A 25,278-nucleotide genomic window follows, 5' to 3' on the forward strand; every position below is an offset into this window, starting at 1 on the left:
TCTTACTCCTTGATTACCCGATTGACTTCTTCGAGGCTGGTTAAGCCTGCTGCGACTTTTTTGAGTCCGGACTTACGAAGATCATCAATACCTTCTTTTTCTGCCTGATCCGCCAACTGAATTGCATTTCCGCCTTCCATGATGATGCGACCCATCGCATCAGATACCGGCATCACCTGGTAGATACCGACACGGCCTTTGTAGCCTTCGGTACAACTATCGCATCCCACCGCTTTATAAACTGTGACACCAGCATCAATTTGCGCTTGTGTGAATCCTTCAGCCAACAGCGCTTCGTTTGGAAGTGTATCCGGTGCTTTGCATTTTGAGCACAGTCTCCTTGCCAGACGTTGTGCAATGATAAGGGAGACAGCAGAGGCGATATTAAATGCCGGTACACCCATATTCATTAATCGCGTTAAAGATTGTGGTGCGTCATTGGTATGCAGGGTTGAAAAAACCATATGTCCGGTCTGTGCCGCTTTGATGGCAATTTCTGCTGTTTCCAAATCACGAATCTCACCGACCATGATGACATCGGGATCCTGGCGTAAAAAAGCACGTAACGCTTCAGAGAATGTCAGTCCTATCGCTGGGTGAACGTTAACCTGATTAATGCCAGGCAAACTAATTTCAGCCGGATCTTCAGCGGTAGAGATATTACGATCACCGGTATTGAGAATATTCAATGCGGTATAAAGCGAGACAGTTTTACCACTACCTGTCGGCCCGGTAACGAGCACCATGCCGTAGGGTTTGTGCATGATTTCCAGAAAGGTTTTCTTTTGGTTTTCTTCATAACCTAAGGCATCAATACCCAACTGTGCACTGGTGGGATCCAAAATACGCAATACGATTTTTTCACCAAACAACGTTGGACAGGTGTTCACACGAAAATCGATGGCTTTGGTTTTCGACATTTTCAATCGCATACGACCATCTTGTGGGACACGGCGCTCTGCGATATTCAAGCGTGATAATACTTTTAAGCGAGCAGCAATACGGCCACCGAGGGCTACAGGCGCTGTTTTCATTTCGTGAAGCATGCCATCGATTCGGACCCGGACCCGGTATTTTTGTTCATAAGGTTCAAAGTGAATATCGGATGCGCCCGATTTGATAGCATTAGTTAAAATGCCGTTTATAAAACGAACGACCGGGGTGTCATCAACGTTTTTGTCATTGAGCTGGTCATTTTTGCTGTCATCTTCGTCTGGACCAAGATCGATATCATCGAGCTCTTCGTCATCAAAGTTATCCAGTTTTTCGTTGGTTTTATCTAATGCCTTTTCGATAATGTTGGAGAGTTTTTGTTCATCGACCAAAACCGGGAAGGTGTTCATGGCCGTATTGAATTGGAATTCGTCCAAGGCCTGCAAATTAGTGGGATCTGAAACGGCGACATATAAACGTTTGCCGCGCTGAAACAATGGTAAAGCGTTATGCTGGCGAATTAATTTTTCTTGAATTAATGAGGTCGCCGCAAGATCCAGGTTCATTGCGTCAATATCGAAGAGCGGAACACCAAATTCCTGGGAGGCAATTGCCGCAATGTCGGCACTAGCGAGAATTTTGTGATTAACCAGATACGTAACGAAAGGCTGCTTGGCTTCTTTGGCTGCGGACTGGGCATGCAGTGCTTGCTCTTCAGTTAAAAGACCTTCATTAACCAGTCGTCGAGCGAGGCCACTGAGTCTCATGGGGGCTGCCATATTTGCCATGACTATTTGTGATTCCTTAACATAAGCTGATCTAGGAACCCTAATAGTATGTAACTTAAACAAGAAATTCTAGTTTTCAGATTCAAGACGAATAAGTCTGCGTCGTTATATACTGCCGAATAAATTTTTTGAGGAAATAAAATGCGAGCAATTTCTTGCTGGACCAGACTGGCGTTGCTGGTTTGTGTACTGATGGCCGTCACGGGCTGTGGACAAAAAGGTGATCTTTACTTGCCGGAAGGCCAGACTAATTTAATCGCGGCAGGGTAAGGTAATAATGAACTATTTTGATTATCAGGCGGGCACCTTGCACGCGGAGAATGTGCCGGTTGATAAAATTGCGGAGCAATATGGCACGCCAGTCTATATTTATTCTCGTACCGCTCTGGAAAACCACTGGAAGGCCTTTGATGAGGCTTTTTCGGCCTATCCTCACCTTGTCTGTTATGCCGTGAAAGCAAACTCTAACCTTGCTGTGTTAAATGTGCTGGCAAAACAAGGCTCTGGTTTCGATATTGTCTCCATGGGGGAATTAGCGAGAGTGTTAGCTGCTGGCGGTGATCCCGCGAAAACCGTATTTTCTGGTGTCGGTAAAACGGAGCAGGAAATTGAATATGCACTGCAACACGGTATACGTTGCTTCAACGTAGAATCGATTCCTGAACTGGATCGTATTAACACAGTGGCTGGTCGTCTAGGCAAAAAAGCACCTGTGTCAATTCGAGTCAATCCTGATGTCGATGCACAAACGCATCCTTATATTTCAACAGGACTGAAAGAAAATAAATTTGGTATCGCTATTGAAGATGCACGTGAGGTATATCGTTCTACGCAAGCCATGCCGCATTTGAATGTGGTTGCGGTGGATTGTCATATCGGTTCGCAACTGACTTCTGTTTCGCCTTTTGTGGATGCATTAGAGCGTGTTTTATCGTTGATTGATGAACTTGCTGAAGATGGTATTGAGATTAAACATCTGGATATTGGGGGCGGATTGGGTATCCATTATCGCGATGAGACACCACCTACACCTGCAGAATATGCACAAGCGCTGGCACCGTTATTAAAGGACCGTGAGCTGGAGATTCTGTTGGAGCCTGGACGTGCAATTGCTGGCAATGCAGGCATTTTATTAACAAAAGTGGAATTTATTAAGCCAACAGAAGCGAAATGTTTTGCGATTGTTGATGCGGCTATGAATGATTTGTTACGTCCTGCACTTTATCAATCATGGCAAAATATCCAAACAGTCAAACAACATTCTGATACAGAAGTGGTCAGCTATGACATAGTAGGTCCTATCTGTGAAACAGGCGACTTTTTGGGTAAAGATCGTGAGCTTGCGATTCAGCAGGGCGATTTATTAGCTATTCGTTCGGCGGGGGCTTATGGTTTTGCCATGAGTTCAAATTACAACTCTCGTCCACGAGCCGCAGAAGTGATGGTAGAGGGTGATAAGGTTCACCTTGTTAGAGAACGTGAAACGATTAATGATCTATTCGCTGGCGAGCATGTTATACAGGCATAAATGATGTTGAAATTCAGCAAAATGCATGGTTTAGGCAATGATTTCATTGTGATTAATGCCATACAGCAAAAAGTAGAGCTGACCACTGAGCAGATTCGTTTTATGGCGGATAGGCATTTTGGTATCGGTTGTGACCAGCTTTTGCTGGTTGAAAAAGCATCATCGTCAGACGTGGATTTTCGTTACCGGATTTTTAATGCAGATGGTGGTGAAGTCTCACAATGTGGAAATGGTGCGCGTTGTTTTGCCCGCTATGTCCGTGATTATGGTTTAACAAGCAAAGATACCATTGCTGTAGAGACTGCTTCTGGCATCATTTATCCGACAATTCAGGCTGATGGACTGGTTAGCGTTGATATGGGTAATCCCATTTTTACACCTGAAAAAGTGCCGTTTATTGCTGAATCAGAAGCGGTTACCTATCTGATTGATGTCCCGGATTACGACAAAGTCGAAATTGCCAGCGTCTCAATGGGCAATCCGCATGCTGTGATGCTGGTGGATAATGTCGACACAGCCGCTGTAGAAAAAATAGGTCCTGCTATGGAGTCTCATACACGTTTTCCAGAACGTGTGAATGTTGGCTTCATGCAACTGGTGAACTCAGAAACGATTCGGTTGCGTGTTTTTGAACGAGGTTCAGGTGAAACGACAGCCTGTGGTACAGGGGCTTGCGCCGCAGTCGTAACGGGGATTCGCCGAGGATTATTAGCCAGAGATGTGACTGTTTCTTTACCAGGAGGGCAGTTGCAAATTAGCTGGCCAGATGAAAATGCCTCTGTATGGATGACCGGCCCTGCAGAGCATGTATTTGACGGAGAAATTGCGTGGTCGACACTACAACAGATTTAACACTGGAACAGATTGAACAGTATTTAGAGGCCCACCCCGCTCTATTTCTTGAGCAGCCTCATCTGCTGGAGTCGCTGAACCTTAACAGCTCTCCAGAAGGGACCATTTCCCTTGCCCAAAGACAGACTCAACGTTTACAAGAGAAAAACCAACAGTTAAATGAGCAGTTACATGCTCTGATAGACAATGCACACAGTAATGCTGCTCTAGAAAAGCGTGTACATAATTTATGTTTAAGTGTCATGGATGCGGTGGATTTAGCCGATCTGATTAACTTAATCCAGACCGAGCTAAAACAAGAGTTTGCAGCGGATGATGTTGCCCTAAGACTGTTTTATCAGGGTCAGCACAAACTTGATTTGCCTCAGGTTGCAGCAAATGTGTCACAGCTTCATGCTGATGATAAAAAACTACGTATTTTTGATAATTTGTTTACCAAACAAGAGCCCGTGTGTGGTCGACTGACAAAAGCACAGAAAGGGCTATTGTTTGATGAGCGCGCAGAGGCAATTAACTCTGTTGCCTGCCTGCCTTTAGGGCATCAACCTTGTGCGGGCTTATTGGCCATTGGCAGTGTTGATGCTAACCGGTTTCATGCGGATATGGCCACCGATTATCTGAGTTTTTTAGGTGAAGTGGTGATGCGTGTGATTAGACAACATACTCACCAACAGCATGCGCAATGAGATAATCAATCCGATAGACGATTTTCTCGACAATTTGTCGTTGCAGCGTCGTCTGTCGGAGCATACGGTAAGTAACTATCGCCGGGACTTGCTCCAGCTTGCTGAATATGTCGAGCAACAAAACATCTCAGACTGGACCGTGCTTAAATCCAGTCAGCTCAGACAGTTCATTGCTTTTTTGCATAGAAAAGGACTGTCTGGTCGGACGATCCAGCGAATGTTGTCTTCGATACGTTCCTTTTATCAATTTCTTATCAAATTTGGTTTGGCTGAGAGTAATCCGGCTAAAGCGGTTCAAGCCCCAAAAAGCGAAAAAAGATTGCCATCAACATTGGATGTTGATCAGATGAGTGCCTTACTGGACAACACACGTCCCGATACCTTTGTCGCAGCTAGAGACAGAGCCATAATGGAATTGTTTTATTCCTCAGGCTTACGCTTAGCCGAGCTGGCTGCACTGGAATTACGAGATATCGATTTTGGCGATCATTTGGTTCATGTCACTGGTAAAGGGAATAAAGACCGAGTCTGTCCTTTCGGAGGTAAAGCCTTGGCAGCACTGAAGGACTGGTTAGATAAACGCGATCAGCTGGGTTTTTTTGACCAGCCAGCCGTATTTATTACCCAACAAGGACGACGTTTAGGGGTACGTTCCATCCAAAAACGATTGAGCTACTGGGGTAAAAAACAAGGGATTTCTGATCGTGTTCACCCTCACAGATTAAGACATGCTTTTGCTTCGCATATGCTAGAAGCCAGTGGTGATTTACGTGCGGTGCAGGAATTGCTGGGGCATGCCGATATCAGTACGACACAGATTTATACTCATGTGGATTTTCAGCATCTTGCTAAGGTGTATGACTCGGCTCATCCTCGAGCGAAAAAGCGTTCAGACTCCTAAATATAATCACTATTTATCGTCTAAGTCTGACTTTATAAATAAAATCCAATTTAACATCAGTTGCTGACTAGTAATATTATTTTGAGTTAATCGCCGTACATTTACATTGATATCGCTGCCGCAAGGCATTCATTTATTTTGCATGCCCAAAATAAACGAACCAAACAAAAGGGCACCCGATATTGCCTTTTCTCTAAAAATTCACTGCATTTTATGGCGTGGACACCAACTCGCTGCGCTCAAACACGTGCCCACTTAATCCATAAAATACAGCGAATTTTTAGCGGCAATAGACGGGAAAATGGGGCTTTTCTAATCCCCCGTTTGTGCTGACGAGGAGTGACATTTATTCAGGTCTGAGGGAGGCTAGTGTTTGAGCGTAGCGAGTTTTAGCCGACCGCCTGAATCAATGTTATGACGAGTGAAGCCGCAGGCCAGCACTGTGGGGTGCCCTAGGGTTGTTAGGGAAATGGGCAAACATTTCCCTGACTCGCCACTAAGGCGAAAACTAGAAGAGCCTTAATTAGGCAAATAAAACTTAATGTGCCTGCTCCCAGTTATCACCCACACCAATCCCGACTTCCAGCGGCACTTTTAATTCTGCAGCCTTAATCATAAAGTCTTCGATAGTGTTTTTTGCCATATCAAGCTGGTCTTTCGGTACTTCAAACACTAACTCATCGTGTACTTGCATGATCATTTTGATGCCAGTATCGGCGTTAGATAACCAAGTATGGATATCAATCATGGCGCGTTTGATGATGTCAGCAGCGCTGCCCTGCATCGGGGCATTAATCGCTGTACGTTCGGCATATTGGCGGCGCATACCATTACTGGAGTTAATTTCTGGTAGGTACAGACGGCGTCCAAAGAGGGTTTCAACATAACCCTGATCTTTGGCTTGCTGGCGGGTGTTATCCATATACTGACGAACACCGGGATAGCGTTCGAAATACACATTCATATAGTCTGCTGCCTGATGACGTTCGATACCCAGTTGTCTTGAAAGTCCATGGGCGGACATGCCATAAATCAGACCGAAGTTAATGGCTTTGGCGCTGCGACGTTGATCACTGGTGACTTCTTCTAACGCGACGCCAAATATTTCTGAAGCGGTATGGCGATGAATGTCTTCACCATTGGCAAAGGCATTGAGTAAGCTTTTATCACCTGATAAGTGCGCCATAATTCGCAGTTCAATTTGTGAGTAATCCGCTGCCAATAAAACAGAGCCATCCGATGCCACAAAGGCTTCTCGAATACGACGGCCATTTTCACTGCGGATAGGAATATTCTGCAAATTAGGATCTGAGGAGGACAAACGCCCTGTAGCGGTAACAGCCTGATGATAGGAAGTATGTACTCGCCCACTGGTTTTATTGACCTGAAGCGGCAGCTTATCGGTATAAGTGGATTTTAGTTTACTTAGTCCGCGGTACTGCATAATGATTTGTGGCAGTTCATAACCTTCATCTGCTAACTCTTGTAAGACTTCTTCGGCTGTCGAAGGTTGACCTTTTGGCGTTTTCTTTTTCACCGGCAATTGCTGTTTCTCGTAAAGAATTTCCTGCAATTGTTTTGGTGACCCCAGATTAAATTTCTGACCAGCAACGGCATGAGCCTGTTCTTCGAGATCGGCAATTTGTCTGGCCATATTGTCGCTTTGTTGTTGCAGCATCCAGATATCAATATTGACGCCATTACGTTCAAGTGTGTTCAACACCGGTAATAATGGCATTTCCAGCTCTTTATAGACCCTGGCGAGAGGGGGAATTTTTTCAATTTTTGGCCAGAGTGTCTGATGGAGTTGTAAGGTGATATCAGCATCTTCAGCCGCATACGGCGACGCTTGCTCAATGCCAATTTCATTGAAGGTAAGCTGTTTTTTACCTTTACCGGCAATGTCTTCAAAGTGAATGGTGTCTCGGCCCAGATATTTTTGCGCTAAGGAGTCCATATCATGTCGGGTGGCCGTGCTATCAAGTACATAGGATTCGAGCATGGTGTCATGAGCTATCCCTTGCAGATTGATGCCGTGATTGAGTAATACATGGCGATCGTATTTCAGGTTTTGGCCGACTTTGAGGTGTTTAGGACTTTCAAGTAAGGGTTTGAGATCCTGCATGACGCTGTCAAACTCCAATTGCTCCGGTGCACCTGGATAATCATGTTTTAGCGGTAAGTAAGCCGCTTCCCCTGCTTTTACTGCAAACGAAACGCCGACAATTCTGGCTTCAAGATAGTCGAGGCTGGTGGTTTCGGTATCAAATGCAAATAAATCAGCTTTTTGCAGTTTGTCTAACCAAGCCTGCCATTGTTGTCGTTCAAGAATCGTTTCGTAATGTTGCTCAGTGGTGTTTTTACTTGTTTCTGCGATAGCATCGTTATCTGATATGGAGGCACTTCCAGACGATTGTAATTCGCTTATCCAACTGCGGAATTCCAGTTTTTTAAACAATTCAAGCAGTGCTTCAGTGTCTTGAGGCTGATTTTTAATGTCTTCAAGATGAATATCTAATTCAACATCACATTTTATTGTGGCGAGTTGATAACTTAGATCAGCCATTTCTTTATTTTCAGCCAGTTTTTCCGGCATTTTTTTCGCACCGCGAAAATCAAGCTCACGAACCGCTTCCAGATTGGCGTAAATATCTTTCAGACTGCCCAGGTTTTGTAACAGACTCAATGCCGTTTTTTCACCGACACCGGGCACACCGGGAATGTTATCCACCTTGTCGCCCATTAATGCCAGAAAGTCGATAATCAGTTCTGGTGGCAGACCAAACTTTTCTTTCACACCTTCGATATCTAGCACGGTTTCTGTCATGGTATTCACCAGTGTGACATGCTGGTTGACCAACTGCGCCATATCTTTGTCACCCGTGCTGATCACAACATCCAGGCCTTTTTCAGTGGCCTGACGTGCAAATGTGCCAATGACATCATCTGCCTCGACCCCATCAATGACCAGTAGTGGCAGGCCCATCGCTTTAATAATGTCGTGTACAGGCTGCACTTGCGAACGTAAGTCATCCGGCATCGGCGGACGCTGCGCCTTATATTCAGCAAAAAGTTCATCACGGAAGGTTTTTCCTTTCGCATCAAAGATGACGGCAATTGGACTATTGGGATAATCGGCCAGTAATCGACGTAACATCGCGGTCACACCTCTGACAGCCCCAGTTGGTTCACCGGCGGAGTTTCGGAGATCGGCTTTGAACATGGCATGAAATGCGCGATAAAGGTAAGAAGAACCGTCGACCAGAACGAAAGGGGCAGATTGACTCATAAGTTATAACGACCAATTGGATAATAGGGAACAGACTGCTTTTCTCCAAGCAGCGGAAATGCTATCTTTAGTGCCAAATGACACGGAGCATCCACATGTTTAACAAATTCGCTATTGTATGCGCAGTTACCCTGGTAATGACAACCCAAGTTTGGGCAGATGAAAAATCAGTGATGGAAAAACCACCTGTGATTCCTGAGCCATTACAAAGCGGTGAAAGCATGGAGCCCGATATTAATATTATTCAGGAAGATGACCGTACGGTTGAAGAATATCGTATGAACGGTCAACTTTATATGATTAAAGTCACGCCATCTATCGGCAAACCTTATTACTTGATGGATTCTGATGGTGACGGTTCTCTGGAGACAAAAAGCTTTGAGCTGGACTCTGGTGCCGTGCCAAACTGGATTCTATTGGAGTGGTAAGTCGTTTATTTATCTGAGTTCTTTTAATGTCAGTTTATACTGAAGTCGAGCGCGACGATTTAGCCGCGTTTCTAAGTGATTATTCGGTCGGAGAATTGGTGTCCTATCAGGGCATCAGTGACGGCATCGAGAATACCAATTATTTTGTCACCACAAGCAAAGGTGAGTATGTGCTCACTTTATTTGAGCAACACACCTTTGGTGAGTTAGCGTATTTTCTAGATGTGATGACGTTTTTCTACATGAACGACATTCCTTCTGCCCATCCTGAAGCGGATAGCCAGGGGCATTATCTCAAAAAATTGTGCGGTAAACCTGCGGCTTTAGTTGTGCGATTACCTGGTAGAGGTGTCAATGCCACCGCCACCATTGAACAATGCGCACAAATTGGTGCTGTGATGGCTGATATGCATTTAGTCGGGCAGTCGTTTCAATCACGACGGCCTTCTGAACGCGGCCCTGAGTGGCGTCAGCAAACGGCACAACAGCTATTGCCTCAGTTGGATGATGAAAGAACGTGCATATTGGAAAATGAACTTGCTTTTCAGCAAGGTTATGCGACGTTAGGACTCCCTGAAGGGGTTACGCATTCAGACTTGTTTCGTGACAATGCTTTATTTGAAGGTAACAAACTAAGTGGCATTATCGACTTTTACTTTGCCAGTGATGAATATTTACTTTATGACTTGGCTGTTGCCGTTAATGACTGGTGTGTCGGTGAGGATGGTTTACCCGAAGCCACACGTTATCAGTCGCTTATGACACACTACCTGCAGAAAAGGGCATTAACAGAATCTGAGCAGGCTAACTGGAATATGGTTTGTCGGGCAGCAGCACTGCGTTTCTGGCTGTCTCGATTACAGGATCAACTCTTTCCCCGTGAAGGTGAGCTGACTCAAATTAAAAACCCGGATGCGTTTTTATCCATTCTCAAGTATCACCGTGAGCATCCTCTAACGCTGGATTTTAACTAAACAGCTGATGCGCGTTCTGATAATTAAACTGACTTCAATGGGCGATCTGATGCATGCTCTGCCGGCGCTCACTGATGCCGCTCAAGTATTCCCAGATATTGAATTTGACTGGGTGGTTGATAGTGCTTTTTCCGCCGTACCGCAGTGGCATCCTCGTGTAAAACGTGTCATCACCACATCACATCGGCGCTGGCGTCAGAATTGGTTCGGTCATTTGTTCAATGGCGAGATTGGACATTTTTATAAAGCATTAAATCTCGATGACTATGACCTTGTGATTGATATGCAAAACAATCTGAAAAGTGCGTTGGTCAGCCTGTTAAGAAAGGGCCCTGTTGCGGGTCTGGATAAATACAGTTGTCGTGAGAAGCCTGCTTATCTGGCCTACCGTCATAAAATCAATGTGAATCCTAACCAACACGCGGTTGAGCGTATGCGTCAGATCATGGCGAAAGCCCTTGATTATCCGCAGCCTGACACTGAGCCAGACTATGGTGTGGATTTAGCACATTGCCAGTTGCCGCAATTAGCATTTGAGTTACCCAAAAAGTATGTGATGCTGGTTCACAATGCGAGCTGGTTAACTAAATTATGGCCAGTGCAACACTGGCAGGCGCTCACATTAAAAGCCGTTGAGGCTGGGTATTCTGTGGTGATTCCATCAGGGAATGATGAAGAGTATCAACGTGCATTGCAGATTGCCGCTGTGAGTGACCATGCTTATACCTTGCCCCGGTTACCACTTGATAATGTCGTGGCTATTATGCAAGGCGCAAAAGCGGCTCTCTGTAGCGATACCGGTCTTGCGCATATGGCCGCGATGATGGATAAACCGGCGATTACCTTATATGGCTCAACAGATACCCATCTGATTGGTACCGCCGGTCATCATCAGCAACACTTGATTACCGGAATGTCGTGTTCACCTTGTTATAAACGTCGTTGTCCTTTGCCAGAGGCGAAATCCGGTATGCCAGTGTGTATGGCTGAGATGCAGCCAGACCAAGTCTGGAATAGACTCGCTGCCGTTTTACAAGCACAATAACGCCTCTGACTTCTATTCTGGCGTGATAAAACCGCATTATGAAATTTGATTTTCCTGAATTCCATCAAGCTCGCATTGCTGTTATTGGTGACTTGATGCTCGATCGTTTTTACTATGGCAAAGCTAGCCGTATTTCACCTGAAGCCCCGGTGCCGGTAGTGAATGTGGACCGCTTGGAAGATGTGCCGGGTGGCGCGGCCAACGTAGCCATGAATATTGCTTCACTTGGTGCGCAATGCAATATTACGGGCATTACCGGTGCTGATGAAGCCGCCAATGTTCTCAAACAAAAACTTCATGCCGTGGGTGTGAATTGTCTGTTCCATCAAGCGGCTCATGCCTGCACAATTATCAAATCGCGGGTCATTAGCAGTCATCAACAACTGATTCGTCTCGACTTTGAAAAACGTTTTACTGAACAAGTGGCTCAGGATATGGAGCACTTGGCAGAGCATGTCACTGACAACGCGAAAGTGATTGTCCTGTCAGACTACAACAAGGGCACCTTGGCTCACCCTCAGTACTGGATTGAAAAAGCCAGAAACAAGCAAATTACCGTACTGGTTGATCCTAAAGGCGATGACTTTACTAAATATCGTGGCGCCGATCTGATTACACCGAATATGAGCGAATTTGAAGCGGTTGTCGGTGCAGTAGAATCAGAACAGGATCTTATCAGTAAAGCGCAGACGCTGATTAAAACGCTGAATATTAAAGCGATTTTGATTACTCGCAGTGAACATGGTATGACGCTGGTTCAGGCGGAACAGCCGGAATTCCACTTACCCGCTATCGCCAAAGAGGTCGCCGACGTCACAGGTGCAGGCGATACCGTGATTTCAACATTAGCCACGGCATTAGCGGCTGGTGTAAGCCTTGAGCAGGCGGTGACATTAGCTAATGTGGCTGCCAGTATTGTTGTCACAAAACTAGGAACCTCTACGGTCAGTGAGCCTGAACTACGTCAGGAATATGAACGTCATCAGGGCATTAACAACACGGATCACTGTATTGGTGGTGCTGTTACGGTCGAACAGTTAAAAATGGCGGTAGAACAAGCCAAAAAACGTGGTGAGAAAGTCGTGTTTACCAATGGCTGTTTTGATATTTTACATGCTGGGCATGTGACTTATTTGCAGCAGGCCAGAGCATTGGGTGACCGCCTGATTGTTGCTATTAATACCGATGAATCAGTTACAAAATTAAAGGGTGAAGGCCGCCCAATTAATACTGCAGACAGACGCTTAACGGTGCTTGCCGGACTGGCGGATGTGGACTGGGTGACCTGTTTCCCCGGTGATACACCAGAAGCGTTATTGCGACTGATTCAACCAGACATTCTGGTGAAAGGGGGCGACTACGACAAACAAGGTGTAGTTGGCTGGGAAATCGTTGAAGCTTATGGCGGTGAAGTCAAAGTGATGGGGCTGGTGGAAAACTGCTCAACGACGGCTATAGTGAATAAAATCAATCAACGAAGCTAGTTTTAGTTCGCTTTTATTTCGTCAAAGCCTTAACAACTTTACTGATATTGTCACGCAGATGGGCAGGGTTAATCGTACCGATAATCACACTACTCACTGCTGGTTCATTAAAGATAAAGTCGAAGTTTGCCTGAACATTATCATCGGCTGAATTTTTTGCTAGATGACCGCTGCCCAAAGCCTTTTTAATAAAAATGCCTTTATTAAGTTTGGCGGCTTGTTCAATCACCGACCGTTCTTCCTGATATTGCAGATTATGCATCACCATGGCGATATCGGACTGTTCCAACGTTAATAGACCGCCTGTGACGGTCTTAGTCGACATGCCACTGGCGCGAATCCAGCCGCGTTGTTTTAAGTCAGCTAAGACTTCCAGCGCACCATGATGACGAATAATCTGTTCATCATTGCCATCAGAGTGAATCAATACAATATCTAATTCATCTCGCTGCAGGGTTTTTAAACTGTTTTCAATGCTTTTAATCAGTGATTCAGGGGTAAAGTCATAATGTGATTCACCTGTTTCCGCATCAAAATATTCACCGGCTTTGGTGGCAATGATCCACTCGCGCCGGACTTTTTTTAATAACTGTCCAAGACGTTGTTCACTGCGTCCATAAGCCGGTGCCGTGTCAATCAGATTGATGCCGGATTCCCAGGCTTGTTCAAGCAATGTCATCACTTGTTCATCATCAGGAATCTGAAAGCCATCAGGGTATTTCACTGCTTTATCACGACCGATTTTAACGGTGCCCATCCCCAGTGGGGACACGCTTAGTCCAGTATCCGCTATCGGATTTCTTCGTTCTAAATAGGCCATCAGAACGCTCTGTCCCATAACGGTTTAGCGATTTCTGGATGAGGAAAGTCAGGATTGTCGTAAGTCTGTTTTTCTATGGAGTCGACATTAATCGCTTTCAGTACCTGATCGGCTAAATCAGGTGCCAAGGCTAATTTGGTAGGCCAGCAAATATGAATATTCTGTTGTGAATCAATAAAGGCATTATCCGGCCGAGTCAGACTGGATTGTTTGGGCTCAGCCCGGTTAACGGCATGTGTTGCCCAATCCAGATTTGGGAGTTTAAACCAGGGCAGAATATTGTTGAGTAGTTGCTGCGCTTCAGCAATCAAGTTTTCTCGGGATTTACCGACACCTTCTTCGGCAATATTACCGCCGATGTACCATACGGTCTCGCCCTGTTGAGTTTGATGGCTGGAAATCGTTGCTATCGGCTTGGAACCACTTCCCAGGCTATGGGCATAGATCGTTGGCAATGGTTGAGTAGAGTCGTGACTTTTGCATAACACCATCTGCAAGGGGCGACGTTGCATCGTGGGCTGTTTGATACCTAATGATTGCAGCAGGGCTTCATTACCTTCGCCTGCGGTCAAAACAAACTGCTTTGCATGGATTGTCATATCACCAATCTGAACAATTCCTACTTTTTGCCTTGTGCGTTGCCAATGATATTGACTATCTTTAGGTACTAAAAGCATACGTGAGTGCCACTTTTCAGTGATCTTTGTTAGCAGACTTGGAATATCTAACACAGGCTCATCAAGCTGATAGAGCGTGCCTTTAAAGCCGGTATCCTGAAATAATGCCGGTGCCTCGCGTTTCTCTACCCGTTGCATACGACTACTTAAAGCTTTGCTGGCAAAAAACGACACCATTTTTGAGGACAGTTTGTCTTTAGACCATAACAATTGATGATCCGCCAGTTTTCTCACTGAGCGGAGATCAATATCACCTTCACCATTTAATGCGCTTTTCCAACGGGCAGGCATGGTGCTAATGACTTGTGCGGCTTTGGATAACACACCATTAAGGGCATATTTACTGCCACCATGAATAATGCCCTGTGAGCTGAGCGTTTGTCCTTGCCCAATGTGTCCGTGTTCCAGCAAGATGGCGTGAATACCCATATCGTTAAGGCGATGATGAAGCCACAGGCCAGCAATACCTGCGCCGATAATGACAACATCGGTGTTAAGTGTGGTTTGCGTCATGAATAAATTTAGTCTGTTTCGTCGAGGGTTTCACACAGCCAGTGACCGATCAGAATATGCCCTTCCTGAACGCGTGCCGTTTCTTTGACTGGGACGGCAATATATTCATCAGCTATTTCAGCTAATTTCCCGCCACCTTCACCAGTAAACGCACAGCTCCAAATGCCCATTTCTTTTGCGGTTTTAATACCGTTAATGACATTACCGCTATTACCGGATGTGGATAAACCAATCGCAATATCACCTGGACGCCCTAAAGCAGCAATTTGGCGATCAAATACGGTATCAAACTGATAATCGTTACTGTGAGCAGTCAAAATGGATGTGTCTGTTGTTAAGGCGATGGCACCATAGGGACGACGATCTTTGTGATAACGAACCACAAATTCGGCAGCTAAATGTTGCGCATCAGACGCGCTGCCACCATTGCCAAAGAACAGAATTTTATTGCCTTGTTTCACACAGCTTGCAATACGAGCGGCAAGTGCTGTGACTTGTGGTTCAAGTGCAAACAGACTTTCGATCATCGCCTGATGGCGTGTGATGGTGGCTTTAAATGACACGGCTTCCCCTTAAACTGGTGTAGTGATGATAACATCTCACTTTTTGAGATCGACAGTTTAACAAAATTCAGACTGACTGGCGGTTTTAAGCCATAACTGAGTTTGACTGAATCACATCATAAAACTGAATGAAAACATACACTCTCTATCTACGTGAAGAATTAGCTCATGGCTGGCAGGATAAAGCCATATTTACCTGGTTACAGACTATGCCGGGTGAGATTTTTCGTGATAAAGAGGGGCGACGTACTTTACGGTTTGAGGTGAATCAGAAAAGCTATTTTCTTAAATATCATCAAGGCGTTGGCTGGGCTGAAATTGTAAAGAACCTGCTGTCATTACGTTTGCCGATCATCAGTGCCCGTAATGAATGGCAGGCGGTGCAGTTTTTACAGTCTCATGATCTGGATACAATGACCCTAGCCGGTTACGGTGAAAAAGGTTGGAATCCGGCGAAGCGTCATTCATTTGTGATTACCGATGATTTAACCGACACGATGAGTTTGGAATATCTGGGTCAACAGTGGCGAGATAGGCCGCCATCATTCACAAGCAAATACCAGTTAATTCAGAAGTTGGCCCATATCGCAGGGACTATGCATAAAAATGGCATGAACCATCGGGATTTTTATCTTTGTCATTTTTTGTTGGATAAGTCATTTGCTGAGACTAATATTTATCAGCCAACAATGCCAATCTATCTTATCGATCTTCATCGTGCTCAGATCCGACAAAAACTCCCGCGTCGCTGGCAAATAAAAGATCTGGGTAGCTTATACTTCTCGGCTTATGCCGTGCCGCTGACACAACGTGATTTATTTCGGTTTATCAAAACTTACACTCAGCTGCCATTGCGTGAGGCATTAACCCAAAAGGCTGATTTATGGCAGCAGGTTAAACAGCGGGCAGATACCTTATATGCTGAATAATATACCGGATATTGATGCCATCATTGACTCTGACAGCCGACCTGAGCTGCCTTTTGACATAGAGCTACGGCAGGAAAGGTTTCAATGTCAGCAGGTTCTTCGTGATTTGCCTGGGCGCCGTTTAGTGATTAAGGCATTAGACAGTGCTGGAAAGGCTGTAATCATTAAACTTTTTGCGAGTGAAGGCAAAGCGCAGAAAGACTTTCAGCGAGAAATTCAGGGTATTAATGCGGTAAAAGATAGTGAGATAAACACGCCGGCATTATTAGCGACGGTTAAGGAAGCTCATGGTTCTGCACTGATATATCAATTTATAGGAAACAGTCAGCGTTTTCAGCTTGGTGATTCATCTCCAGAACGTTTGAAATTGCTATCAACGTTAATGCTGACTCTGCATCTGGATGGGCTTTATCAAGACGATATTCATCTTGATAATCTATTGCTCAATGGTCATGAAATTGTGCTGCTTGACTTGGGTTCTGTTAAACAATCAAAAGGTGGCAAGGCACTTGATAAGGACACCAGTTTAACCAATCTGGCGCGACTCATTGCTCAATTCTCACTACAGGAACAAATGACGCTAAAACCACTGATCGAGATGTATTATCACGGTCGTGGCTGGGAATACACTGAGGATGAACAGCAGCAGTTTACAACAAGGCTGGAAAAGGTTTGGCAAAAAAGAAAGTCACAGTATCTTAAGAAGTGTTTTCGCCCATGCACTATGACCTTTTATCAACAGAACTTTCGCTGGCAGGTCGCTGCGAAACGTGAATTCTGGCAACAAAGTCAGATTCAGTCAGTTGACGATATTGAAGCATTATTCACTGATGCACAGATATTAAAGGCCGGTAATACCGCTACGGTGATACGCACTCAGATGGGCGTCCTTGATGTTGTGATTAAACGTTACAATATCAAAAGTCTTGGTCATGCACTTAGTCGTTGCTGGCGACCAAGCCGCGCTGCTATATCATGGCGTAATGCAAACTTACTGATGTTTATGGGCATTCCGACAACAATGCCTCTCGCTTTTATTGAGCAGCGCTTTGGTCCATTGAGACGTATAGCTTATTTTATTAGTGAATATCGGGAGGCTGAGGAGTTGTTGGATGTCTATCAACAGCGAATGCCTACCGAGTCTGAAGTGCACCAGATTCAAGACATTTTCGCTGGCCTTGAAATAGCGCAGTTGGGTCATGGCGATATGAAAGCACAAAACTTGTTATTAGATGCAAAAGGCAAAGTCTGGCTAATCGATTTAGATGCCATGCGAGAATATACCAATAAAAAACAGGCAGTCATGGCTAACTTGGAAGATAAAAAACGCTTCCTGAAAAACTGGAAGAATCCTGAGCTGGAGGCTTTTTTCAGAGTGATGCTACAAAGACAAAAAATACGTTTATGAAATACGCTGTCTGTTTATATAAGTATTTTCCTTTTGGCGGGCTCGCGCGTGATTTCATGAATATCATGCGCTGCTGTCTTCAGGACGATGATACGGTCGATGTTTATGTGATGGAATGGCAGGGTGAGGTGCCTGAACAGTTTAATGTGCAGATTATTGAAACATCCGGCTGGAGTAATCATGCCCGATTGCAATCTTATATAGATCAAGTTCTGCCACAATTACATCAGGGTGCTTATGACCTCGTTATTGGCTTTAATAAAATGCCTGGACTCGATGTTTATTATGCGGCAGATCCTTGTTATATCGACCGTATTAAATCCCACCCTTTGCATGTTTTATTACAGTATTCTGGACGAGTCAGATTTTATAAAGCCTGTGAAGAAGCCGTTTTTGGTAAACAGTCAAGCACCGTATCGATGATGATCTCCGATGTGCAACAAGCTTTGTTTGAGCAGCATTACGGTACGCCAAAACAGCGCTTAGTCAGCTTACCTCCAGGCATTGACCGTGACAGACAACGTCCAGCCGATGCTGAACAAATTCGTTTGCAACTGCGAGAAGAGTTTAATATTCGTGTAGATGAGTGGTTGCTATTGATGGTGGGCACGGGCTTTAAAACAAAAGGGGTTGATCGGGCGATTGCCGCCTTAGCCAACTTACCCGACAAACTTAAACAGCAAACCCGATTAATGATCGTTGGCGATGGTGATAACCGGTATTTACAGCGTCAGGCAAAACAATCTGGTATTGCTGAACGAGTAACATTTCTTGGTGGACGTTCAGATATTCCGCGCTTTCTTCTGGCGGCTGATTTATTAATTCATCCAGCCAGAAAGGAAAATACGGGTACGGTTATTCTGGAAGCCATGGTTGCTGGTCTACCCGTGTTAGTTTCTGATGTCTGTGGTTATACCAAACATGTGATTAAGGCCGATGCCGGTCTGGTTATTAAAGATGCCGATAGTGCACAGCAAACAGCCTTAGATCTTGTTGAAATGTTAGATAAAGATAAATTACAACAATGGTCTGAGCACGCTTTGCACTATGCTGCGACGGAAGATTTGTACAGTATGCCGCAACAGGCAGCCGCAGTGATTAGGTCACAGGCAAAACAAAAAAGGAAAAAACAATGACAACAACGGTCTTGGTTACCGGCGGTGCAGGGTATATTGGCTCGCATATCTGTGTAGTGTTACTGGAAGCAGGATTTGATGTCGTGGTCGTGGACAATCTTAGTAATAGCTCCTCTTTAGCTATCGATAGAGTAAGTCAGATTACAGGGAAAAAAATCGCTTTTTACAAAGCAGATTGTCGTGATAAAGCGGCTTTACAAGGTATTTTTAATACCCATCCTATTGATGCTGTTATTCACCTGGCAGGATTAAAAGCTGTGGGTGAGTCCTGTGCTTTTCCTTTGATGTATTACCAAAATAATCTGGATGCCACCTTTGTTTTATTAGAGGTGATGCAGCAATTTTCCGTGAAAAACTTTGTATTCAGTTCATCAGCCACCGTCTATGGCGATCCGGCTTCAATGCCCGTAAATGAAACGTTTCCGACTTCGGCAACGAATCCTTATGGCCGTACCAAACTGATGATAGAAGAAATTCTGGCAGATATGGTCAAAGCGACACCTGATGAACTTAGTGTGGTGTTATTACGTTACTTTAACCCAGCTGGTGCACACGAGTCTGGTCTTATTGGTGAAGACCCGAGCGCTATTCCAAATAATCTGATGCCTTATGTCACGCAAACAGCCATTGGTAAACGAGAGTGCTTATCCGTTTTTGGAGGCGATTATGACACCGTTGATGGCACAGGTGTTCGAGACTATATCCATGTGATGGATTTAGCTCGGGGACACCTTGAGGCGCTGAACTGGCTGGAATCGGATGCGACAGCACCCTGCTGTAAAGCGGTTAATCTGGGCACGGGGCAGGGATACAGCGTACTTGAAGTGATCGCTGCTTTTGAACAGGCATCGGGCAAGCAAGTGAATTATAAAATTGTCGACCGCCGTGCGGGAGATGTGGCAATTAATTATGCCGATCCGGCCTTAGCAAAATCACTATTGGGATGGACCGCTGAGAAAACACTGGATGATATGGTGACGGATGCCTGGCGCTGGCAAAGTCAAAACCCTAATGGATATGGCGATGCTTGAATTATCGCCCGCTACATTAGTCGGAAAAGGATTACACAGAGAAGTCCATGTCCATCCTGACGATGATTCAAAATGTGTGAAGGTCGTTGTTTTACGGGGTAAGGAAGAGACTCGTCGAGAACAGGCTTATTATCGGTTCCTGCAGCGCCGAAATATTGATTGGATCAGCTTACCCCAGTTTTACGGTAACGAAGAAACAAATATGGGCCCTGGCGCTGTCTTTGATTTGATTCGTGATGATGATCGGCAAGTGTCCAAAACTTTGGCGTTTTATCTGGATAATCTGAGCTCGACACCAGAGTTAGTCGAATCCATTAGTCAGGCGCTGATTAAATTGAAGCGGGACTTGCTAGAGCAGAATATTATTACCATGACGCTTAAGCCTAAAAATATGGTTTTGCAGCTGCGAAACGACGGCGTGAGATGTTTGATTATCGATAATATAGGTAACTCGGACATCGTACCGATTAGTAGTTATGTTCGTTTTTTCGGCAGAAAGAAAATTGAACGGAAATGGGGAAAGTTTAAACAATTATTGAAGCGTGATGATAGTCAACAGCAAATAGAGGTTATTTGTAAGAGAATTTGATAGTTGAGTTAACTTATCTTTGATTGCTTTTTTTATTGGAGTGAAACCGCTCTCTGAAATCTGAAAACCATTTTCATTTACGCTTTTCCAATCAATATTGATTATATCTTTCACCTCACTCCAAGCTGCAGGCATATGCCGATATTGTTTGGGTAACCAACGATTTGACTTCCAGTTCATAAAATGTAAGTACATAAATTCACGCTCATTTCGCTCATTTAATAATTTACCTTTGTACCAATACCATTCTTTAGGGTGCGTTTTCGAGCCATCAAACCAAGGTATCGGTGAGAGGATAGTTGTATATTGCTCACGAAAGAGGACTTTTCGTTGGTATCTTGAGCTTAAAGACCAGAGTTTGCGTAACCATAGAGGGTGTTTTCTATGAGGTATAAAAATTTTTGAAAACTTTGATTCATCAAGACTGACGTGGTTTGGATTTGATAAATATTTTTTCCAATCCTTTATCTGCATGAATGCTTCACGGTTACGCTGATTATTTCTAAACACACAGAAATGCCCGGAAAGACGCAAGTCATGCGTTCCTATTACATCGTATTTGTTTAGAAGGTCATCTGTAAGGAAACGACGTAAATCACCATAAATAACGTCAATATCACCAAAACAAAAAAAGTCATATTCTCTAATCTCATCTCTGTGGATATACCCCAAGGCTGGTTTTAAATCACAGAGTTTGTAGGCATTATTTGGATTAAATGTAATCCCTAGCTGTTTGGAGACTAAACACTTATATTCTGAAAAAGAGATTTGAATATATTTGATATTGTCTGAGTGATTCTCTGGCAAAGGGCAGTTTGTATAAAACAACCAATCGATATCATGGTTAAATTTACAACTTTCAATATACAAATTTATCCATTCTGGCCAATGCCCAAAATAAGGAATAACTACAACAATTTTATTATTTACTGTTGTAGCTGTCCGTCGCTTTGCTTGTGTAACAGTATCGTGAATTTGTTCCGTCATTTTCACTAATCCTGATGTATTATTTAGTAATGAGTATATCTTCCATGACTAAGTATTCTAAGTCTGAGCCAAAGAACATATTCAATGCATCTGTAGGGCTGCATACCATTGGTTCACCACGGCGATTCAGAGAAGTGTTAAGTACCACGCCATTACCGGTAAGTTTCTCCATTTCCTGAAGCAGTGAGTAATAACGAGGATTGGTGGCCTTTGTGACAATTTGAGCACGGGCTGTTCCATCTTCATGTACGACTTCTGGAATGCGTGATTTCCAGCTTTCTGCCACATCAAACGTAAATGTCATATATGGACTAGGGTGATCCGTCTGTAGTATTTCTGGTGCGATTGTATTCAGCATGCTCGGACAGAATGGACGCCAGCGTTCACGGTATTTGATTTGGGCATTAATTCTGTCAGCAACCCCAGGATGGCTGGGTGAGCCGAGAATACTGCGGTTACCTAAAGCGCGAGGTCCGAACTCCATATGTCCCTGAAACCAGGAAACCGGATTACCATCAGCCAGAATTTTGGCTGTTTCTGCAGTAACATTGGTCATTCGTTGCCATTTGACTGGCTGCTCGTATTGCTCACATGCTTCAATACATTGTTCTGTTGTATACGCAGGTCCTAAGTAGACATGTTCCATTTTTTCTACTGGTACCCCCGCTAATTGTGAAGCATAGCTGGCCGCACCAATGGCCGTACCCGCATCACTTGCAGCCGGTTGTACAAACAGTTCTTTAACGCCAGGCATGGCGATAATACGTTGATTCAGTTTGACGTTTAATGCAACACCGCCTGCATAAGCAATTTTGCCGGTCTCTTTAATAATGTCACCGAGATAAAAATCAATGAGTTTTAAGGCTGTCTTTTCTAACAGATCTTGGATACTGGCGGCATAGTCGATGTAAGGCTCGTCTTTTTCATCACCTTCACGCATTGGCCCGAGCCATTCAATTAATTCAGGGCTGAAAAAGTAACCTTTGCCGTTCTTTTTGAAACGGCGGGTACCTACAACGTTCACTAGTTTTGTATTGACTTTGAATTCACCGTCTTTGTAGTCAATCAAGCGTGAAAAATCGAAACGTTTAGGATCACCGTAAGGGGCCATACCCATCACTTTGAACTCGCCATCCAGCATTTCAAAACCAAGGTATTCAGTCAGTGCTCCATAAACCCCACCAAGCGAATCTGGATCATAGAATTCTTTGATTTTATGAATCTTGCCATTTTCACCATAACCAAAGAACGTGGTGGCATATTCACCCTTACCATCGATACCGATAATGGCTGTTTTTTCTTTGAAACCGCTTAGATGGTAAGCACTGCTGGCATGAGCTAAATGATGTTCGACGGGAACAAATTTAACGCGATTTGCGCCGATACCCAGATCATCTAATAGCTTCATCACATTTCGGTGATTACGCCAATATCGACGATTGCCACTGAATAAGGCGGTAAGTGCTCGGTCTGGAGCATACCAATGACGTTTAGCATAATGCCAGCGGGCGGGTGATTTCAGACCAATTTCGGCGTAAGGGAAAGCTACAATATCAATCTGATCGGGACGAATACCAGCTTGTTCCAAACAAAATTTAGTTGCCTCGTAGGGCATTTTTCCTTTGGCATGCTTGTCACGGAGAAAGCGCTCCTCTTCAGCAGCAGCTACAAGCTTTCCATCAATATATAAAGCAGCGGAGGCGTCGTGATTTACCGCGCCAGACAAACCTAAAACGATCATGATGTGATATATGTCTTTGAGTTAAACAGCGTGTAAGTATATCGCATGCAGTCGGCCAACACGACTAATGACGTTTTGCTTTTTTGGGCTTAGCAAGCTTCTGTAAAAGTTGTCTGGTTTTTTTAGATAACGGTTGCTCGTTGAAGTACTGCTGTAAAAAGAAAACGCGATCTTTCTTCGACCAGTCTTGATTAGCATGACGTTCTAATGTGCCCAGATCCCTCATCATCGATTGCCGCACGAACAATGTACGTTTCATTTTCTCCAAATCGATTATTTTTATATCCCAACCACTGCTGATTGGCTTGGCAAAAATATGTTTGGGATAAAGTGAGTTATGCTGAAAATGTGCCTGATGCATATCTGCTAACACATGGGCGACTGCTTTCAGCAACTGTTTACGAGATACACTTGATAGACTTAAAGGAGAAATGTTTTCCAGAGATTGGTAACCAGTCAGTTCTTTTGTTACCAGTATCGCCCTGGACTTGTCACATGAAAAATAAACCGGATCGAGCGTCGGAATGTGTTTTGCTGTCAGCCTGAGAATATTGTTATATTCCTTTTGAAAGGTATGAATGCCTTTTAGTGGATGACACCATGTTTTAGTGCGGTGATTCTCCTGACGTTTGATGAACACATCAACCGCGCCATTTGCTGTTTTCAATACATATTTAACCACACCACTCCAGCCGCCACGTCTATGATTTGGGGGCTCGAACCAGTCTGTATCCAGTTGCCATAACTGTTCAAAATACTCTGAGTTGGATAATAGTTGTGCTTCTTTTAGTACTGACATTTTAGCGCTCTGATTGCTTTTCTCTCTATAATCACAAACATAAATTATCACACTATTAAATACTTATTTCTTCAAACGTGCTTTAAGTGCAGGCATGGACCAGAAATATTGCCTTACCGCGCTTTCAGTAAAATGTTGGCTGATTTTCCTATTCACTTTACCAACTATGTTCATACGTTCAGCGTTATTGAGATGGAAGGTTTTCTTTAATTGTTCTGCCAATTTTTTATGGTCACCTATTGGAAAAGAGTAGCCAGCCTCTGAAATAGCTTCTTTATTTCCATTGCACTCAGAAGCAATACAGACCTGCTCTGCTGCAAACGCTTCAAGCAAAGAAACCGGTAATCCTTCACGAATAGAACTGAGTACAAAGGTGTCAAAAGCCTTCAAATATTTATAAAACTCGGGAACCATACCAAGAAATATCACCTTATCAGTTACACCTAACTCACTTGTTAATGATTTAAGTTCCGTTTCAAGTCTGCCTTTTCCAGCAACTATAAGTTTTGAACCTGGTAACGCATCGCGAGCATGAGCAAACGCTTTTATTAGCGTTTTCTGGTCTTTATCTTCATGCAAACGTCCTACATTCACAAACAAATAGTCATTATCAGGAAGGGATAAGGCTTGTCGAGCTTGATCTCGAGGTAGTTGTTTTTCCCTTATCGACTGAAAGTCGAGGGAGTTATAGAGGTGTTGAACTTTTTCATCATCAAATAAAAAAAGACTTTTTCTTATATCGTCTCGTATGGCTTTCGATACACCTAAAAGTAATAAGTTCTTGCGATGAAAGAAAGCAAATAACTTCCTCATTAAAGGCGTAAAAACGCCGTCTATGTGTGCGACACCGATAACAAACAAGTTTTTGACATGACTAGCGATGTATATAGATTTATAACGATGCGCTATTGCGAACTCAAATTGATATTGCTTATCAAGCTGGCGAATTTTTTTGATTAGCTGCTGTTTCAATCCTTTCATTTGCTTTGATGAAGCATCCAAGAATATCACTTCATCGGCGCCACACTGCTCAACGACCTCAGAATTGTGTTGTCCTTTAATAAACACAGTAATAACCCTGAAATCTGTATTCTTGAATAAGGCAGCATATTGATTTGCCACGCTTAAGAAAGGGGCTTCATATCCATGACACAGCAGTAATACATTTCGCTCCACG

The 25,278-nt window shown here is 44.0% G+C and carries 23 protein-coding genes; 14 read left to right on the forward strand and 9 right to left on the reverse strand.

The annotated features are described in order from the left end of the window. Window positions 1-2: 2 nt before the first annotated feature. On the reverse strand, window positions 3-1,721 hold the full coding sequence (gene pilB / locus B2248_RS02435) for a type IV-A pilus assembly ATPase PilB (RefSeq protein WP_273181320.1): 1,719 nt from the start codon (window positions 1,719-1,721) through the stop codon (window positions 3-5). 141 nt (window positions 1,722-1,862) lie between these two features. On the opposite strand from pilB, the gene lptM reads away from it, so the two are divergent. From lptM to xerC, 5 genes are read left to right on the forward strand one after another with little or no spacing between them, the layout of a single operon-like run. After that, a complete protein-coding gene (lptM, locus tag B2248_RS02440) occupies window positions 1,863-1,991 on the forward strand; it encodes an LPS translocon maturation chaperone LptM (RefSeq protein WP_007144516.1) in 129 nt (42 codons plus the stop codon). A gap of 7 nt (window positions 1,992-1,998) precedes the next feature. Continuing rightward, window positions 1,999-3,249 (forward strand): diaminopimelate decarboxylase, encoded by a 1,251-nt coding sequence (gene lysA / locus B2248_RS02445; protein ID WP_273181321.1) that lies wholly within the window; start codon window positions 1,999-2,001, stop codon window positions 3,247-3,249. Between the two features lie 3 nt (window positions 3,250-3,252). Next, the gene (gene dapF / locus B2248_RS02450; RefSeq protein ID WP_337955140.1) at window positions 3,253-4,101 is read left to right on the forward strand and encodes a diaminopimelate epimerase; all 849 of its coding nucleotides are present in this window, start codon (window positions 3,253-3,255) and stop codon (window positions 4,099-4,101) included. After that, window positions 4,077-4,787, forward strand: a complete 711-nt coding sequence (locus B2248_RS02455) for a DUF484 family protein (RefSeq protein WP_273181323.1) — start codon at window positions 4,077-4,079, stop codon at window positions 4,785-4,787. Before dapF ends, B2248_RS02455 begins: the two co-directional genes overlap by 25 nt. Beyond that, window positions 4,777-5,688: a tyrosine recombinase XerC gene (gene xerC, locus B2248_RS02460; protein WP_273181325.1), complete on the forward strand. Its 912-nt coding sequence runs from the start codon at window positions 4,777-4,779 to the stop codon at window positions 5,686-5,688. Before B2248_RS02455 ends, xerC begins: the two co-directional genes overlap by 11 nt. 538 nt (window positions 5,689-6,226) lie before the next feature. On the opposite strand, the gene polA is transcribed toward xerC, so the two are convergent. Further along, entirely contained in the window at window positions 6,227-8,977 is a 2,751-nt protein-coding gene (polA, locus tag B2248_RS02465; protein ID WP_273179007.1) for a DNA polymerase I, read from the reverse strand. A 95-nt stretch (window positions 8,978-9,072) separates the two neighbouring features. On the opposite strand from polA, the gene B2248_RS02470 reads away from it, so the two are divergent. The 4 genes from B2248_RS02470 to hldE are packed head-to-tail and all read left to right on the forward strand — an operon-like array spanning window position 9,073 to window position 12,908. Then, window positions 9,073-9,405: a DUF2782 domain-containing protein gene (locus B2248_RS02470; protein WP_007144524.1), complete on the forward strand. Its 333-nt coding sequence runs from the start codon at window positions 9,073-9,075 to the stop codon at window positions 9,403-9,405. 26 nt (window positions 9,406-9,431) lie between these two features. Next, a complete protein-coding gene (locus tag B2248_RS02475; RefSeq protein ID WP_273179005.1) occupies window positions 9,432-10,379 on the forward strand; it encodes a homoserine kinase in 948 nt (315 codons plus the stop codon). Between the two features lie 7 nt (window positions 10,380-10,386). Continuing rightward, on the forward strand, window positions 10,387-11,424 hold the full coding sequence (gene waaC, locus B2248_RS02480; RefSeq protein ID WP_273179003.1) for a lipopolysaccharide heptosyltransferase I: 1,038 nt from the start codon (window positions 10,387-10,389) through the stop codon (window positions 11,422-11,424). A gap of 38 nt (window positions 11,425-11,462) precedes the next feature. Next, window positions 11,463-12,908: a bifunctional D-glycero-beta-D-manno-heptose-7-phosphate kinase/D-glycero-beta-D-manno-heptose 1-phosphate adenylyltransferase HldE gene (hldE, locus tag B2248_RS02485; protein WP_273179001.1), complete on the forward strand. Its 1,446-nt coding sequence runs from the start codon at window positions 11,463-11,465 to the stop codon at window positions 12,906-12,908. A 13-nt stretch (window positions 12,909-12,921) separates the two neighbouring features. Here the strand turns inward: hldE and B2248_RS02490 are convergent, their stop codons facing one another. Genes B2248_RS02490 through B2248_RS02500 form a run of 3 tightly spaced genes read right to left on the reverse strand, consistent with a single transcriptional unit; the run spans window position 12,922 to window position 15,481 of the window. Continuing rightward, window positions 12,922-13,728, reverse strand: a complete 807-nt coding sequence (locus B2248_RS02490) for an aldo/keto reductase (protein WP_273178999.1) — start codon at window positions 13,726-13,728, stop codon at window positions 12,922-12,924. After that, on the reverse strand, window positions 13,728-14,918 hold the full coding sequence (locus tag B2248_RS02495; RefSeq protein WP_273178997.1) for an FAD-dependent oxidoreductase: 1,191 nt from the start codon (window positions 14,916-14,918) through the stop codon (window positions 13,728-13,730). Before B2248_RS02495 ends, B2248_RS02490 begins: the two co-directional genes overlap by 1 nt. A gap of 8 nt (window positions 14,919-14,926) precedes the next feature. Further along, window positions 14,927-15,481 (reverse strand): D-sedoheptulose-7-phosphate isomerase, encoded by a 555-nt coding sequence (locus B2248_RS02500; RefSeq protein WP_273178995.1) that lies wholly within the window; start codon window positions 15,479-15,481, stop codon window positions 14,927-14,929. A gap of 128 nt (window positions 15,482-15,609) precedes the next feature. On the opposite strand from B2248_RS02500, the gene rfaP reads away from it, so the two are divergent. The 5 genes from rfaP to B2248_RS02525 are packed head-to-tail and all read left to right on the forward strand — an operon-like array spanning window position 15,610 to window position 20,574. Next, window positions 15,610-16,410, forward strand: a complete 801-nt coding sequence (gene rfaP, locus B2248_RS02505) for a lipopolysaccharide core heptose(I) kinase RfaP (RefSeq protein WP_273178993.1) — start codon at window positions 15,610-15,612, stop codon at window positions 16,408-16,410. Further along, complete coding sequence (locus B2248_RS02510) at window positions 16,400-17,818, forward strand: lipopolysaccharide kinase InaA family protein (RefSeq protein ID WP_273178991.1); 1,419 nt, start codon at window positions 16,400-16,402, stop codon at window positions 17,816-17,818. The genes rfaP and B2248_RS02510 overlap by 11 nt, the downstream gene beginning before the upstream one ends. 56 nt (window positions 17,819-17,874) lie before the next feature. Further along, the gene (locus tag B2248_RS02515) at window positions 17,875-18,954 is read left to right on the forward strand and encodes a glycosyltransferase family 4 protein (protein ID WP_273178989.1); all 1,080 of its coding nucleotides are present in this window, start codon (window positions 17,875-17,877) and stop codon (window positions 18,952-18,954) included. After that, window positions 18,951-19,985: a UDP-glucose 4-epimerase GalE gene (galE, locus tag B2248_RS02520; protein ID WP_273178986.1), complete on the forward strand. Its 1,035-nt coding sequence runs from the start codon at window positions 18,951-18,953 to the stop codon at window positions 19,983-19,985. The genes B2248_RS02515 and galE overlap by 4 nt, the downstream gene beginning before the upstream one ends. Continuing rightward, complete coding sequence (locus B2248_RS02525) at window positions 19,978-20,574, forward strand: YrbL family protein (protein ID WP_273178984.1); 597 nt, start codon at window positions 19,978-19,980, stop codon at window positions 20,572-20,574. The genes galE and B2248_RS02525 overlap by 8 nt, the downstream gene beginning before the upstream one ends. Here B2248_RS02525 and B2248_RS02530 read toward each other — a convergent pair. The 4 genes from B2248_RS02530 to B2248_RS02545 all read right to left on the reverse strand — a co-directional run bounded on the left by B2248_RS02530 (window position 20,518) and on the right by B2248_RS02545 (window position 25,277). Further along, window positions 20,518-21,561 carry a DUF6625 family protein gene (locus tag B2248_RS02530; protein ID WP_273178982.1) on the reverse strand — a complete coding sequence of 348 codons (1,044 nt, stop codon included), beginning with the start codon at window positions 21,559-21,561 and terminating at the stop codon, window positions 20,518-20,520. The genes B2248_RS02525 and B2248_RS02530 overlap by 57 nt on opposite strands. Window positions 21,562-21,580: 19 nt before the next feature. Next, window positions 21,581-23,302: a carbamoyltransferase family protein gene (locus B2248_RS02535; protein WP_273178981.1), complete on the reverse strand. Its 1,722-nt coding sequence runs from the start codon at window positions 23,300-23,302 to the stop codon at window positions 21,581-21,583. A gap of 64 nt (window positions 23,303-23,366) precedes the next feature. After that, window positions 23,367-24,101: a lipopolysaccharide kinase InaA family protein gene (locus B2248_RS02540; protein ID WP_273178979.1), complete on the reverse strand. Its 735-nt coding sequence runs from the start codon at window positions 24,099-24,101 to the stop codon at window positions 23,367-23,369. A 63-nt stretch (window positions 24,102-24,164) separates the two neighbouring features. Beyond that, window positions 24,165-25,277, reverse strand: coding sequence for a glycosyltransferase (locus B2248_RS02545; RefSeq protein WP_273178977.1), 1,113 nt, complete (start codon window positions 25,275-25,277; stop codon window positions 24,165-24,167). Window position 25,278 lies beyond the last annotated feature (1 nt).

The sequence above is a fragment of the Methylophaga sp. UBA2012 genome (assembly GCF_002335235.1).
GTDB classification, from domain to species: domain Bacteria; phylum Pseudomonadota; class Gammaproteobacteria; order Nitrosococcales; family Methylophagaceae; genus Methylophaga; species Methylophaga thalassica.